This window comes from Nocardia sp. CA-151230 (assembly GCF_050942175.1).
Classification (GTDB): Bacteria; Actinomycetota; Actinomycetes; order Mycobacteriales; family Mycobacteriaceae; genus Nocardia.
Window position 1 is genome coordinate 2,006,125 of the sequence record NZ_CP192061.1, and the last position, 12,831, is coordinate 2,018,955.

The window sequence follows — 12,831 nt, forward strand, 5'->3', positions numbered from 1 at the left end:
ACGGAAGTCTGTAGTTTCTCGCCGGGCCGCTACAGCCGGAGCACAGCCTACTTTCACGCCCTGTGAAGGGGGCGGATACCCTCGTTGAAACGACCGGTGAACACAGGGAGTAGTTCGTGACGAGCATGTGGGGCGCACCGTTGCGCTCGCGTTGGCGGGGGTCGCGCCGCCGTGATCCGGAGCAGGCGCGTTTCCTCACCCCGGCGTCGCTCAAGTGGGTTCTCGCCAATCGCGCCTACACGCCCTGGTATCTGGTGCGCTACTACCGGCTGTTCAAGTTCAAGATGGCCAATCCGCACGTGGTGTTGCGCGGCATGGTCTTCCTGGGCCGCAGGGTCGAAATCCACGCCACCCCGGAGCTGGGCCGGCTGGAGATCGGCCGCTGGGTGCACATCGGCGACGGTAATGCCATTCGCTGCCACGAGGGTTCGCTGCGCATCGGCGACAAGGTGGTGTTCGGTAAGGACAATGTCGTCAACACCTACCTCGATATCGAGATCGGCGAATCCACCCTGGTCGCCGACTGGTGCTACATCTGCGACTTCGACCATGTCACCGACGACATCAACCTGCCCATCAAGGACCAGGGCATCGTGAAGTCCCCGGTGCGCATCGGCCCCGACACCTGGATCGCCGCCAAGGTCACCGTGCTGCGCTCCACCCGGGTCGGCCGCGGCTGCGTGCTCGGCGCCCACGCCGTGGTCAAGGGCGACGTCCCCGACTACTCCATCGCCGTCGGCGCCCCCGCCAAGGTGGTCAAGAACCGCAAGGACGCCTGGGACTCCGCCGCCGAGAAGCGCGCCGCCCACCTGGCCGCCCTCGCGGACATCGAGCGCAAGAAGAGCGGCGCCACCGCTTCCTGACACGTCACCGCACAGAGGCCGGGCCGCGATGCCCGGCCTCTGTCATGCCTGCCCGGTACGTTCAGGCGCATGCACCGCTACGCCGCCTTCCTGCGCGGGATCATGCCCACCAACCCCAATATGCGCAGTGAGAAACTGCGCGGCGTCTTCGAGGGTCTCGGTTTCGAGAAGGTGAGCACCCTGCTCACCAGTGGCAATGTCGTCTTCCGGTCCGCGGACTCGGATGTCCCCGCCCTGGAATCGAAGATCCAGCAGACCCTCAACTCCGAACTGGGCATCCCCGGCGGCACCCTGATCCGCACCCACGCCCAGCTCCAGGCCCTCGTGGACTCCGACCCCTTCGCCGGCCTCACCCACGGCCGCGAGACCTACCTGACGGTCACCTTCGTCCGCGAGATCCCGAAGTCCCTCCCCGAATTCCCCGAAGGCGAATCCACCGTCCGCCTCGTCCGCTTCGACGAGCCCTGCCACGCGCTGCTCTCGGTCATCGACAACACCGACCCCAGCACCACGGGCTTCATGGCCGTCGTCGAGAAGGCCTACGGCAAGGACATCACGACCCGCACCTTCCTGACGGTCCAGAAGGCCCTCAAAAAGATGGACGCCTAACGCATTTCGCTGTGCCGGGCGGGCCTGATCCACGGCTGCCGGGTGGCGGTCACGTTCAGGACGGCGCTCCCCGGTCCCCGGTGCGCGGGTTTTCGCGTCGGCCTGCGGGCCGTCGTGGGGCGCGATACCGTGGGCCGGTGACTCTCGGATTCCGAGCTGTGCTGACCGGTGTGGCGTCTGTCGCGCTGGTGGGATCGCTCGCCGCGAATGCTCATGCGACGCCGTCCACCGGCATCAGTGCGGTGATCCTCTCCCAGACCACCATCGGCGGTATGGACTACATTCTGCGCGAAATCACCGTGGCGCCAGGCGGTTCCACCGGGTGGCATTACCACGATGGGACGTTGTACGCGCTGGTGCGGCAGGGGGAGCTGAGCCATTACGGGTCGGACTGCGCGGTGGATCAGACCGGCGGGCCGGGTACCACGTTCGTGGAGCGGGCCGGGGCGGGGAACGTGCATCTCGAACGGAATCCGGGCACCGAGCCCCAGGTTCTCGACGTGCTGTATGTCCTGCCCGCGGGCAGTCCGCTGTCCGAGGATGCGCCGAATCCGGGATGCCCGTTCGACTGACCGTCTGCCGGGGTCGAGCGTCTGCTGACCCCGAATTAGAACTCGTTCCAATTCGGGGCGCAGGGATGTACCAGGCGAATCCGAGCCGAGAGGCTCAGTACGGCTGGTTCGGGTCGCGTTCGGGGAGTGGGCGTTCCGCGATGACCGGGCGGCCCAGGGGAGTGCGGACGCGGCGCTTGGCGGATTGGTAGACGAGGGCGGTTTCCTCGGCAACGACATCCCAGGCGAAGTCGGCGGTCAACCGTTCGCGAGCGGACCAGGCGCGATCCTGAGCGGCAGCCGGATCGTCGAGCACCGAAATCACCGCGTCCGCAACGCCGTTCACGTCGGCCGGTTCGAAGGAGGCGCCGGTGACGCCGTCGGTGACCAGGTCGCCGAGCCCACCGGCGGTGGAGGTGACCAGCGGGGTGCCCGCGGCCGCCGCCTCCAGCGCGACGATGCCGAAGGGCTCGTAGCGGCTGGGCAGCACGATGGCGTCGGCGCTGTGCAGCCAGCCGAGCAGGTCGGTGTGGTCGAGCTTGCCCACGAAGTTGACCGCCCGCGCCACCCGATGCGCGCGGGCCCGCTCACGCAGCCAATCGAATTGGGTGCCGATACCGGCCACCGTCAGGGTCGTGCCCGGGTGCGCCTTGCGGATCCGCGGCAGCGCGGCAATCGCGTCCTGGATGCCCTTCTCGTATTCCAGCCGGCCCACGTACAGCAGCCGCGGCGGACCGGAGCGGGGCGCGCGCTCACGGAAGGTCCACGCGCCCACGTCGATACCGTTGCGGATCACCGTCATCGGCACCCGCTCGGCGCCGTAGAGCCGGTGCACCTCGTCCTTCATCGACTCCGAACAGGTGATGAGCGCGTCGGATTCGTGCGCCAGCCACCACTCCACCGAGTGCACCTGCCGATTCACCCGTCCCGACACCCAGCCGCTGTGCCGGCCCGCCTCGGTGGCGTGAATGGTGGAAACCAGTGGCACGTCGTAGTACTCGGCCAGCGTGATGGCCGGGTGCGCGACCAGCCAGTCGTGCGCGTGCACCACGTCCGGTGTCCAGCCCTCGCCGATGCCGGGCTTGTTCAGCGCGATGCCGGCTCGCACCATGGCGTGGCCCATGGCCAGCGTCCAGGCCAGCATGTCCTCGCCGAAATCGAAGGACGGCGGATCCTCGGCGACCGCCACCACCAGCACGCCCTCCTCGATGAAGGAGTGCGTCGGGTGGGTGGTGGCGTCGGTGCCCATCGGACGGCGCGCCAGCACGACGACTTCGTGCCCGGCGGCGGCCAGTTCGACGGCGAGGTGATGCACGTGGCGGCCCAGCCCACCGACTACGACGGGTGGGTACTCCCACGACACCATCAAGATCTTCATGCGGGTCCTTCTGAAGAGGGGCCGAGCCTGCGCGCATCGAGCGCGGGGAAGAGTCCGTCGGCCGCGTACCATCCTGCCGCCAACTGCCCCGCTTTGGCGAGTTGCCCGGCCGCCACCGCCGCGGCGATCTCGCGCACGGCGTGGGCGTGCTCATGGGCGCGGTCACGCGCGTATCCGGCCGCGGAATCCTTGGACACCATGAATGCCCAGTCGCTGGAAACGGCGAGGATCGCCTCGCGCAGCAGCTGGTCGGCAACCGTGTCGCGGAGCCCGAATCGGTCGTTCTGTATCGATCCGGCGTTCACCCGCATCTTGTCGAGGGTGTCCAGGGCCAGCCGCACCACCTCGGCGTTGAGCTCGACCAGATCGGCGACCTGGTCTCCGGCCCACACCCGCCAGTCCTTGCCCGAACCCCAGGAGGAGTCGGCCAATTCGACGTGTTCGCCCACGTAACCACGGGCCCGCGCATCGGCGAGTGTGCCGACGGTGACCCCCGCCTCGGGCAGTGCGCGCAGCACCTGTTCGAGCCACTGCGGGCCCTCGTGCCACCAGTGCCCGAACAGTTCGGTGTCGAACGCGGCCACCACCAGGGCCGGGCGACCGATCCGTTCCGACTCCGAGATCAGCCGCTCCCGCACGGTCGCCACGAAGTCCGCGACGTCCTTCTCGATGGCCGCGGCCGCGAGTTCGGGATCATAGGGGGCCTTGTCGGGACCCGCGACCGTCTTGCCGGTGACGCGCGCCGGTTTCAGTCCGGTGGCGTGATCGTAGTGATGGAAATCACGGTAGTAGGGCTGCCCCGGGTACCCGGATTTCGGCGACCACACCCGGTAGCTGACCGCCAGGTCGCGCCCGAAGGCCACCACATCCGAATCCCACACCGGCCGCCCGAGCGTGGTGTCACCGCGCAGCGCGGGACCGTCGACCATGAAGTGCGAGATGCCGACCTTGTCGTAGGTCCGTTCCATCCCGGGCGTGAACCCGCACTCGGGGGCCCAGATGCCGGAGGGCGTGTGCCCCCATCGGGCGCGCGCGTCCGCCAGTCCCTCGGTCAGTTCGTACTCGCGCAGCCGCGGATCCAGCAGCGGCTGGAACGGATGCGACAGCGGCCCGCCCAGCAATTCGATCGCCTCGGCGTCGATGAGCTCGCGCCACACCGGCGAGGCCCCGTGCATCCAGCGCGTCTCGAAATCGTCGAGAGCGGTTGCGGCGAGCCGGTGTTCGTGCCCGCCGAGCGCGGTATTGCCCGCCATGGACGCCTCGTCGGCGCGGAGCCGCCAGTTGCCCAGCCAGTGGTGCATGCCCTTCAAACAGTGCGGATCATCCAGCTGCGCCGCCAGCACCGGCGTGATCCCCAGGCTGATCAGGTGCGAACGGCCTTCGGCCGCAAGGGTTCTCAGCACCTTCGCCACAGGCAGGTAGGACGCCGCCCACGACTGGTACAGCCACTCCTCGCCGACGGGCCAGCGCCCGTGATGGGCCAGCCACGGCAGATGTGAGTGCAGGACCAGCGTGAACTGGCCCGGCACCGCGGAAAGCTTGTCCGTCACGGCTTCACCGCGATGGCCAGCAGATCCAGGCTGGCGTCGATATCCCGCTCGGTGTCGGCGACCAGTTCGAAATCGTCGATGCGCACGGCGGCCACGTCGGCCGCCAGCTCCGCCGGCCACGGCTCGCCCGCCAGCGCCCGCTCGATCTGCGCGTCGATGATCGACCCGCCCCACTTCGCGTCCAGCGCCACCAGTTCGGGCCCGTGGAAGATGCCGGCCATCAGCTCCACGGTGAAACCGGCCTCGACGAGAAGCTCGGTCATCTCGGCGGCATTCAGCTCACGCGTGTGGAAAGGGTTGAGCGGCGTATCGCGCCCGGGGGAGAAGGTGATCCGGTTGGGGGTGGAGATCAGCAGCTTGCCGCCGGGCCGCAGCACCCGCAGGCATTCGCGCAGGAACTGCGCCTGGTCCCAAAGGTGCTCGATCACTTGGAAGTTCACCACGATGTCGACCGAGGCGTCGTCGAGCGGCAGCTCGGCCAGATTGCCCTGCACCATCCGCACCCGCGGGTACTTGGCGCGCACGTGCGCTACCGCGCTGTCGTCGTAGTCCAGGCCGGTGACCTGCGCGGCGACGTCGGCGATCATATTGGCGCCGTAGCCTTCTCCGCTGCCGGCCTCGAGCACGACCTTGCCCGCGCAGTGCTCCAGCATGCGCACGTAGGCGATTTCGTGCCGCCGGAACCAGTAGTTCTCCTCGGCGATGCCGGGCACCGTCCGCTCACCGGTCAAAGGCAAGGGATCGGTGGGGTTTTCAACAGGACTCACGGCCTCGCTCATTGCTCCGACGTTAGCGGTTGTCCATATCACACCCGCGACCGGATCATCCGATGCAGAAAGTCACACGCTAAGTTACCCACGAGTAACTTAACGTAGGGTAATCTCCCGGACGAGCTACTTGTGGACGTACGTGACGAACTCGTGCGACCGCCATACCCAGTGCCACCAGAACAGGAGGTCGACGAAGACCAATGCCGAACATCGTCGTACTGATCAAGCAGGTTCCCGACACCTGGTCCGAGCGCAAGCTGACCAGCGGTGACTACACCCTCGACCGCGAGGCCGCCGACGCCATCCTCGATGAGATCAACGAGCGCGCCGTCGAGGAGGCGCTGTTGATCAAGGAGGCGCAGGGCGGCGAGGTCACCGTGCTGGCCGCAGGCCCCGACCGGGCCACCGAGGCCATCCGCAAGGCTCTCTCCATGGGCGCGGACAAGGCCATCCACATCAACGACCCGGCCATCCACGGCTCGGACGCCGTGCAGACCGCCTACATCCTGGCCGCCGCGCTGGGCCAGATCGAGGGCATCGAGCTGGTCATCGCGGGCAACGAGGCCACCGACGGTCGCGCCGGCGCCGTTCCGGCCATCATCGCCGAGTACCTGGGCCTGCCGCAGCTGACCCACCTGCGCAAGCTGACCGTCGACGGCGAGCGCATCGCCGGCGAGCGGGAGACCGACGAGGGCGTGTTCAAGCTCGAGGCCAGTCTTCCGGCCATCGTCTCGGTCACCGAGAAGATCAACGAGCCGCGCTTCCCGTCCTTCAAGGGCATCATGGCCGCCAAGAAGAAGGAAGTTCAGACCTTCACCCTGGCGGATCTGGGCGTCGACCCGGAGACCGTGGGCGTTGCGAACGCCGGCACCCAGGTGACCGGTGTGACCCCGAAGCCGGCGCGCACGGCGGGCGAGAAGATCGTCGACGAGGGCGAGGGCGGCAACCAGATCGCCACCTACCTGGTCGGTCAGAAGATCATCTAAAGCCCCCGAGCCCAACGACTTTCAGGAGATAGAAAAAATGGCAGAAGTTCTGGTGCTCGTGGAGCACGCTGACGGTGCGCCCAAGAAGGTGACCACCGAACTCCTCACCGCCGCCCGCGCGCTCGGCACCCCGGCCGCCGTCGTGGTGGGCCCGGCCGGCACCGCCGACAAGCTGGGTGACGCCCTGGCCGCCGCCGGCGCCGAGAAGATCTACGTCGCCGAGGGCGACGACGCCGAGGGCTTCCTCGTCACCCCCAAGGTCGACGTGCTCGCCGGCCTGTCCGAGTCCGCCGCCCCGGCCGCGATCCTGGTCGCCGCCACCGCGGAGGGCAAGGAGGTGTCGGGTCGCCTGGCCGCCCGCATCGGTTCCGGTCTGCTCATCGACGCCATCACCGTGAACGGTGACGGCTCGGTGCAGCACTCCATCTTCGGTGGCGCGTTCACCGTGGACGCCAAGGCCACCGGCGACGTGCCGGTGATCTCGGTGCGCCCGGGTGCCATCGAGGCCGCCCCGCAGGCCGCCGCCGGTGAGAAGGTCGCCGTCGAGCTGCCCGCGCAGGAAGAGGGCGTCGTCAAGGTCGTCTCGCGTGAGCCGAACGTGGGCGGCGACCGCCCCGAGCTCACCGAGGCCGCGATCGTGGTCTCCGGTGGCCGTGGTGTCGGTTCGGCCGACAACTTCGGCAAGGTCGTCGAGCCGCTGGCCGACGCCCTCGGTGCCGCCGTCGGTGCCTCCCGTGCCGCCGTCGACTCCGGCTACTACCCGGGTCAGTTCCAGGTCGGTCAGACCGGTAAGACGGTCTCCCCGCAGCTGTACGTCGCCCTCGGCATCTCCGGCGCCATCCAGCACCGCGCCGGCATGCAGACCTCGAAGACCATCGTGGCCGTCAACAAGGACGAAGAGGCCCCGATCTTCGAGATCTCGGACTACGGCATCGTCGGCGACCTGTTCAACGTCGCCCCGCAGCTGACCGAGGCGGTCAAGGCCCACAAGGGCTGAAATCCCTCGCGCTGAGCGCAAACTGATTGGCCCCCGGTCGGAAACGACCGGGGGCCAATCGTGTTCGAAGGTGATGACACATGGTGAAGGCTGGACGCTGGGTTGCCGGTGTACCCGGAGTCGGGGAGGCTCGGGCGGTGCTCGGGCGATTCGATCCACGGCGTCGGCAGGCGGAACCCGGTGCTGCCGAGCGAGTCGGCGAGGCGGCCGATGTCGAACTGAGCGACATCGTCGCAGCCCTGCATTTCGACCTCGCCGAATGGCTGGGGACCGATGCGCCGCCGAAGGTGTTCGACCGGATCTCCGGGGCGTTGGACGAACAGTTCACCTCGGTTGTGACCACCGGGCAGTCGGTGGACCGGGAGACGTTCCTGTCGGGCCTGTGGGGTGCGCGGAATGCGGTGGCGGGCGTGGAGATCGAGGTCTCCGAGATTCGCGAGCTGGCCCGGAGCGGAAATCTCATCGTCGTCAGGTTCGCGGCGGAGAACCGGATCGGTGGCACCGGGACGCGGCGGACGGTGACGGCGGTCCTGGTCACCGATGGACGCACCCACCTCTGGGAGACCGTCCACGAAACCGCGACGCCGGATTCCGAAAGTCCAGCTCCCGCAGCGGAATAACCCGACGATCGGCCGGGCCCACGGAATTCGGGGCAGCGGGTTTCGGGCGTGTTTCGCGCGCTGCACGCCTGTCCGACGGATGGGTCGCCGCCCTGGCTCGGCTAGCTCGGCGGCCTCGGCATCCGGGTAGGGAACCGTCGCGGTCACGGGTGGCCGATGGCGGTTCCGGGCGAGGTCGGGCAGGGTGGGGGAATGCCGAATCCATTGCCTTCGCTACCCCGGGACGTTGCCGAGACCGTCGCGGGGAGTTTCGGGGAGCGGGGGCTGGAGTGGCTCGCGGCGCTGCCCGGGGTCGTGGAGCAGCGGTGTGCGGCTTGGGGGTTGGAGGTCATCGGGAAGACCTTCGGGGGTGGCACGCATTCGTGGGTTGCGCCGGTGCGGCGGGCCGACGGGTCGGTGGCGGTGTTGAAGGTGCCGGTCGTCGACGAGGAGAACTGCGGGGAGCCGACCGGGCTGCACTGCTACGGCGGAGATGGCGCGGTTCGGTTGTACGAATTCGATTCGGCTACTGGCGCGATGCTGCTCGAGTGGGCGCGGCCGGGGACGGAACTGCTGTATCAGCCCGGGTTTCCGAGCCTCGAGGGGCGGGCGGAGAACATCGCGAAGATCGAGCAGGCGTGCCGGTCGTATCGGCGGCTGCGCCGGGAGCCGGTCACGGTGCCGGACGGGTTCCCGGAATTGCCCACGGCTGCGGGGATGGTGGCGGAGTGGGAGGCGATGTTCCGCACGCCGAAATCCGATGTCGCCGAAGTTATTCCGGCGCGGCTGCGGGATCGGGCCGCCGAGCGATGCATGGAGTTGGGGGTGCCCGACGGTCCGCTGCTGGTCGTCAACCGTGACACCCATCTGGGCAATATCGTTGCGGCGGAACGGGAGCCGTGGCTGCTCATCGATCCGAAGGCGTATCTGGGAGAGGCGGCGTTCGATGCCGGGTTCCTGGTGATGATCCAGGTGCAGAGCGATCCGACGCCGGAGCACGCCCGGGCGGTCGTCGAGCGGACCGCGGCGGGATTGGAAGTCCGCGCCGATCGCGCGCACGCCTGGGCGTTCATGCGGTCGATGGAGGAGATCGTATGGGCCGTCGAGGACGAGGAGCCCGAAGATCTGCGATTGCACCTCGCGGTCGCGGCAGCCCTGGCCTGACCGTCGGAAACTCCTGCGGGCCAGACCACCTATCGCGTCCGGTACCGTTCGCGGGCCGCCCGCCGCCGCTGTGCGTCGCGCTGGACCACCATGCCGATGGAGGTGGGGATGAGCAGGGCGAGTCCCCACGGCACCGCCACCCAGATCGGCCAGAAGTAGCCCATCCCGGTGGCTACCCAGATCACCACGCACATCAGATTCACGAAAACCCACGGCGCCCAGATGATCTTGACCCAGACCGGCACGCTGCCGCCGTCGTCGAGACGGCCCACGCGTCCCGGACCCCGTGGAACCGGTAGGTCGGACATGATCGGCGCCAGTTCCCCGTAGGTCCGGGCCGAGTACACCTGCTGCAATCGTTCGTCGAACTCGTGCAGCGTGATCCGGCCCTCGCCCATGGCCACGCGCAGCCGGTCGGCGATCTGTTCGCGGTCCCGGTCGGAGGCCCGCATGTTCTCCTGCCCCACGATGCCAGGGTAATTCGGTTCCGCCGGGTGTGTCGGCGGTATTCGGGCGGGCGGGCGCGACCTTCGCGCCGCGGTCAGGTGTCGGCGGGTAGTCCGGCGAGGCCCGCCACCAGTACCCGGGCGTCGGCGCGGGCGGCCGCGGCCCACGGCGCGCTCGGTTTGTGGATGCGCAGGGAGGCCACCCCGTGCACAGCGCACCAGATGCGCAGGGCGGTGGCGCGGCCGGCCTGCGGGTCGGTGCCGGGCAGCAGCCGGGCGAGGCGGTCGAGCAGATCCATGCCGGGGCCTTCGCCCTCGGTGTCGAGCGGATCGGGCCGCTCGAACAGCAATTGGTATGCGCCCGGGTGGTTTTCGGCCCAGGACAGGTAGGCCCCCAGCAGGGCGTCGAGTCGTTCGGCGGGGCTCGCGGCTTCCGGGTCGGCGGCGTCGAGGTCGGCGCGCAGCCGGCCGAACAGCTCGGCGATCACCGCGTAGTTCAGCGCGTCCTGGGAGGCGAAGTGCATGTAGACGGCGCTGGGTGCGACGCCGCAGGCACGGGCGATGGCGCGCAGTGACGGTGCGGGCAGCGGCTGTGGTTCGAGCAGCAGGTCGATGGCCGCGGCGACGAGTTCGGCACGCAGCCGCTCGCCTTCGCCGCGGGTTCGGCGCTGTCGGGTACCCGGCACGAAGTCCTCCTTGACAGAGATGACTGAACAGCTGTTAAGTATACATAGCTGAACATCTGTTCACTTAGGAGGAGAAATGACCGAGTGGTATCCGGCGACCGCGGTTGTCACCGGCGCGAGCAGCGGCATCGGCGCGGCCTTCGCCACCGCCCTGGCCGCCCGCGGCTGCGATCTGGTCCTGGTTGCCCGGCGCGAGCCGCGGCTGCGGGACCTGGCGAAGGAATTGGAAGCCGCGCACGGGGTTTCGGTGCGCGTACTCGCCGCGGACCTCGCGGATCCGGCCGGTGTGGCCCGGGTCGCCGAGGTCTGCGCCGATCCGCGGCATCCCGTCGGCATCCTGATCAACAACGCGGGTTTCGCCACCCACGGCGCGCTGGCCGACCATGCGGCCGGGAAGGTCCGCGAGGAGATCGCGGTGAATGTGGCCGCGCTGGCCGAGCTGACCCACGCCGCACTGCCGGGAATGGTGACCCGCGATCGCGGGGTGATCGTCAATATCGCCTCGACCGCGGCCTTCCAGCCGATTCCGTTCATGGCCGTCTACGGCGCGACCAAGGCCTTCGTGCTCTCCTTCACCGAGGCGCTGTGGGGCGAACTGGAGGGGTCGGGCGTCACCGCGCTGGCGGTCTGCCCGGGCGCGACCGACACCGAATTCTTCGATGTGGCAGGCGAAGCGGCGAGTGTCGGCAGCCGGCAGACGCCGCAGCAGGTGGTGGCCACCGCCCTGCGGGCCCTGGATCGCCGCAACCCGCCGCCGAGCACCGTGTCCGGCACCGCCAATGCGGTCTCGTCGGGTCTGCCGCGAATCCTGCCCCGCCGCACCACCATCCGCGTGACCAGGCGTCTGGTGGGGTCGAAATGATGTTCGCACTGCGCCCGAGCGAACTGGGCGACATCGATGCCATGCGCCTGCACCTGCACAGCGAGCGCACGGTGGCGGCCTCGGCGGCGCGCACCTTCGAGATCCTCGCCGCCGGGGAGGGGCAGGCCGAGTGGGCGACCGGCTATCGCGCCACCACCTGGTACTCGAATGCCCGTGCCGCGGGCGTGATCCGCGATATCCACCTGCGCTGGATCACCGTGCGGGAACGCTTCCTGGCCTGGGAACCGGCCGCGCGCTTCACCTTCGGCGCGGACGCCATGTCGATTCCCCTGGCCCGCCGCATGATCGAGGACATCTCGTTCACGCCGATCGACGCCGGGCACTGCACGCTGACCTGGCAGGTCCATCTGGATCCGGCCCCGGCGCTCGCGCCGGTCGAGGCGCGATTCGCGCGGTCGATGCTCACTCCGATGTTCGAGTCCTTCGCGGCCGGTCTCGCCGAGTTCGCCGCCGCGCATCCCGGTTAGGCGCGGTGCGTCAGGCGCAGTGCAGCGCGGCCAGCAGGGTGGTCACGATGGGGGAGGTGCGGCCCTCGCTGCGGGTGACGGCCGAGACCGGGATGCGCAGCGGGTGGCCCGTGAGCCGCAGGGTGGCGATGCCCTCGGTCTGGCTGTCGGCGTAGAGGATGGTCCAGGCGTCGGGACGGTTGATGAGTTCCATGGTCGCGGTGTGGTCCGGCGGGATGGGCGGGCCGAAGACCGGCCCGGTGGGGAGGTCGGCGAAGGCGGCGCGCACCACATTGTGGAGCAGGACCTGTTCCGACTCGGGTGGGAGCAGCAGCGGATAGGCCCCCAATTCCGCGAGGGTGACATCGCCGCCGCGCACGACGAGCGGGTGCGCGGTGGAGGTGGCGATGACCGGATCCTCGTCCCAGAGCTTCTCTACGGTCAGCCCCGGCTGGTCCACACTGCCTCGGATGAGAGCGAGATCACAGTCGCCGTCGGCCACCGCCTGGATGCGCTGCCGGAAGGGCTTGATGACGAATTCGATCTCCGCGCCCGGATGCGCCTCGCGTGCGCCCGCGATCGCGGACAGTGATCTAGTTGCAAAGCTCATATTGGCCGCCAAGCGAATGCGCGGCCCGGAGGCCCGCACAGCTGCGCGAATGGCCGATTCCAGGCTCAGCATTTGTTTCGCAAGGGGAAGTAGCCGAGTGGTCGCGTCGGTCGGGACGACCGAGCGTGTGGACCGTTCGAAGAGGTTCACGCCGAGGTCGCGTTCCAGCCGGGCGATCTGATGACTGATAGCCGACTGCGAGATGAAGCATCGGCTCGCGGCCCGGCTGAAGCTCAGCTCCTCACAGACCGCCACGAAGTAGGCCAGTTGGCGCAGCTCCACGGCATTCTCCA

At 68.8% G+C, this 12,831-nt stretch carries 15 protein-coding genes; 9 read left to right on the forward strand and 6 right to left on the reverse strand.

Annotation, left to right across the window (positions count from 1 at the left end; genetic code table 11):
- The first annotated feature begins 116 nt into the window (after positions 1-116).
- The 3 genes from ACQP1O_RS08945 to ACQP1O_RS08955 all read left to right on the forward strand — a co-directional run bounded on the left by ACQP1O_RS08945 (position 117) and on the right by ACQP1O_RS08955 (position 2,044).
- Complete coding sequence (locus ACQP1O_RS08945; protein WP_379382245.1) at positions 117-863, forward strand: acyltransferase; 747 nt, start codon at positions 117-119, stop codon at positions 861-863.
- A gap of 69 nt (positions 864-932) precedes the next feature.
- Positions 933-1,472 carry a DUF1697 domain-containing protein gene (locus tag ACQP1O_RS08950; protein WP_433565366.1) on the forward strand — a complete coding sequence of 180 codons (540 nt, stop codon included), beginning with the start codon at positions 933-935 and terminating at the stop codon, positions 1,470-1,472.
- 137 nt (positions 1,473-1,609) lie between these two features.
- Complete coding sequence (locus ACQP1O_RS08955; protein ID WP_433565367.1) at positions 1,610-2,044, forward strand: cupin domain-containing protein; 435 nt, start codon at positions 1,610-1,612, stop codon at positions 2,042-2,044.
- A 94-nt stretch (positions 2,045-2,138) separates the two neighbouring features.
- On the opposite strand, the gene ACQP1O_RS08960 is transcribed toward ACQP1O_RS08955, so the two are convergent.
- From ACQP1O_RS08960 to ACQP1O_RS08970, 3 genes are read right to left on the reverse strand one after another with little or no spacing between them, the layout of a single operon-like run.
- Positions 2,139-3,401: a glycosyltransferase family 4 protein gene (locus ACQP1O_RS08960; RefSeq protein WP_379382240.1), complete on the reverse strand. Its 1,263-nt coding sequence runs from the start codon at positions 3,399-3,401 to the stop codon at positions 2,139-2,141.
- Positions 3,398-4,951, reverse strand: coding sequence for a 1,4-alpha-glucan branching protein domain-containing protein (locus ACQP1O_RS08965; protein WP_433565368.1), 1,554 nt, complete (start codon positions 4,949-4,951; stop codon positions 3,398-3,400). Before ACQP1O_RS08965 ends, ACQP1O_RS08960 begins: the two co-directional genes overlap by 4 nt.
- Entirely contained in the window at positions 4,948-5,730 is a 783-nt protein-coding gene (locus ACQP1O_RS08970; RefSeq protein ID WP_433565369.1) for a class I SAM-dependent methyltransferase, read from the reverse strand. Before ACQP1O_RS08970 ends, ACQP1O_RS08965 begins: the two co-directional genes overlap by 4 nt.
- A 191-nt stretch (positions 5,731-5,921) precedes the next feature.
- Here ACQP1O_RS08970 and ACQP1O_RS08975 point away from each other — a divergent pair, with 191 nt between their 5' ends.
- The 4 genes from ACQP1O_RS08975 (at position 5,922) to ACQP1O_RS08990 (ending at position 9,467) form a co-directional block, all read left to right on the forward strand.
- Positions 5,922-6,707 carry an electron transfer flavoprotein subunit beta/FixA family protein gene (locus ACQP1O_RS08975; RefSeq protein ID WP_433565370.1) on the forward strand — a complete coding sequence of 262 codons (786 nt, stop codon included), beginning with the start codon at positions 5,922-5,924 and terminating at the stop codon, positions 6,705-6,707.
- A gap of 37 nt (positions 6,708-6,744) precedes the next feature.
- Complete coding sequence (locus tag ACQP1O_RS08980; protein WP_433565371.1) at positions 6,745-7,704, forward strand: electron transfer flavoprotein subunit alpha/FixB family protein; 960 nt, start codon at positions 6,745-6,747, stop codon at positions 7,702-7,704.
- Positions 7,705-7,784: 80 nt separating this feature from the next.
- Complete coding sequence (locus ACQP1O_RS08985; RefSeq protein ID WP_433565372.1) at positions 7,785-8,324, forward strand: hypothetical protein; 540 nt, start codon at positions 7,785-7,787, stop codon at positions 8,322-8,324.
- A gap of 192 nt (positions 8,325-8,516) precedes the next feature.
- Positions 8,517-9,467, forward strand: coding sequence for an aminoglycoside phosphotransferase family protein (locus ACQP1O_RS08990; protein ID WP_433565373.1), 951 nt, complete (start codon positions 8,517-8,519; stop codon positions 9,465-9,467).
- 29 nt (positions 9,468-9,496) lie between these two features.
- Here the strand turns inward: ACQP1O_RS08990 and ACQP1O_RS08995 are convergent, their stop codons facing one another.
- Both ACQP1O_RS08995 and ACQP1O_RS09000 read right to left on the reverse strand, forming a co-directional pair.
- Positions 9,497-9,934 (reverse strand): DUF1707 domain-containing protein, encoded by a 438-nt coding sequence (locus ACQP1O_RS08995; RefSeq protein ID WP_433565374.1) that lies wholly within the window; start codon positions 9,932-9,934, stop codon positions 9,497-9,499.
- Positions 9,935-10,008: 74 nt separating this feature from the next.
- Positions 10,009-10,599: a TetR/AcrR family transcriptional regulator gene (locus tag ACQP1O_RS09000; RefSeq protein ID WP_433565375.1), complete on the reverse strand. Its 591-nt coding sequence runs from the start codon at positions 10,597-10,599 to the stop codon at positions 10,009-10,011.
- A 76-nt stretch (positions 10,600-10,675) separates the two neighbouring features.
- Between ACQP1O_RS09000 and ACQP1O_RS09005 the strand changes: the two genes are divergently transcribed.
- Together ACQP1O_RS09005 and ACQP1O_RS09010 are read left to right on the forward strand one after the other, a co-directional pair.
- Positions 10,676-11,461 carry an SDR family NAD(P)-dependent oxidoreductase gene (locus ACQP1O_RS09005; RefSeq protein WP_433565376.1) on the forward strand — a complete coding sequence of 262 codons (786 nt, stop codon included), beginning with the start codon at positions 10,676-10,678 and terminating at the stop codon, positions 11,459-11,461.
- A complete protein-coding gene (locus tag ACQP1O_RS09010; RefSeq protein WP_433565377.1) occupies positions 11,458-11,949 on the forward strand; it encodes an SRPBCC family protein in 492 nt (163 codons plus the stop codon). Before ACQP1O_RS09005 ends, ACQP1O_RS09010 begins: the two co-directional genes overlap by 4 nt.
- Before the next feature lie 10 nt (positions 11,950-11,959).
- On the opposite strand, the gene ACQP1O_RS09015 is transcribed toward ACQP1O_RS09010, so the two are convergent.
- Positions 11,960-12,820 carry a LysR family transcriptional regulator gene (locus ACQP1O_RS09015; protein ID WP_433567628.1) on the reverse strand — a complete coding sequence of 287 codons (861 nt, stop codon included), beginning with the start codon at positions 12,818-12,820 and terminating at the stop codon, positions 11,960-11,962.
- Between the last annotated feature and the right edge of the window lie 11 nt (positions 12,821-12,831).

What these genes read in the sequence shown, in the direction of transcription:
- ACQP1O_RS08950 (WP_433565366.1), top strand. Translation starts at nt 933, where the DNA reads ATGCACCGCTACGCCGCCTTCCTGCGCGGGATCATGCCCACCAACCCC.
- ACQP1O_RS08960 (WP_379382240.1), bottom strand. Translation starts at nt 3,401, where the DNA reads ATGAAGATCTTGATGGTGTCGTGGGAGTACCCACCCGTCGTAGTCGGT.
- ACQP1O_RS08970 (WP_433565369.1), bottom strand. Translation starts at nt 5,730, where the DNA reads ATGAGCGAGGCCGTGAGTCCTGTTGAAAACCCCACCGATCCCTTGCCT.
- ACQP1O_RS08975 (WP_433565370.1), top strand. Translation starts at nt 5,922, where the DNA reads ATGCCGAACATCGTCGTACTGATCAAGCAGGTTCCCGACACCTGGTCC.
- ACQP1O_RS08980 (WP_433565371.1), top strand. Translation starts at nt 6,745, where the DNA reads ATGGCAGAAGTTCTGGTGCTCGTGGAGCACGCTGACGGTGCGCCCAAG.
- ACQP1O_RS08985 (WP_433565372.1), top strand. Translation starts at nt 7,785, where the DNA reads ATGGTGAAGGCTGGACGCTGGGTTGCCGGTGTACCCGGAGTCGGGGAG.
- ACQP1O_RS08990 (WP_433565373.1), top strand. Translation starts at nt 8,517, where the DNA reads ATGCCGAATCCATTGCCTTCGCTACCCCGGGACGTTGCCGAGACCGTC.
- ACQP1O_RS09005 (WP_433565376.1), top strand. Translation starts at nt 10,676, where the DNA reads ATGACCGAGTGGTATCCGGCGACCGCGGTTGTCACCGGCGCGAGCAGC.
- ACQP1O_RS09010 (WP_433565377.1), top strand. Translation starts at nt 11,458, where the DNA reads ATGATGTTCGCACTGCGCCCGAGCGAACTGGGCGACATCGATGCCATG.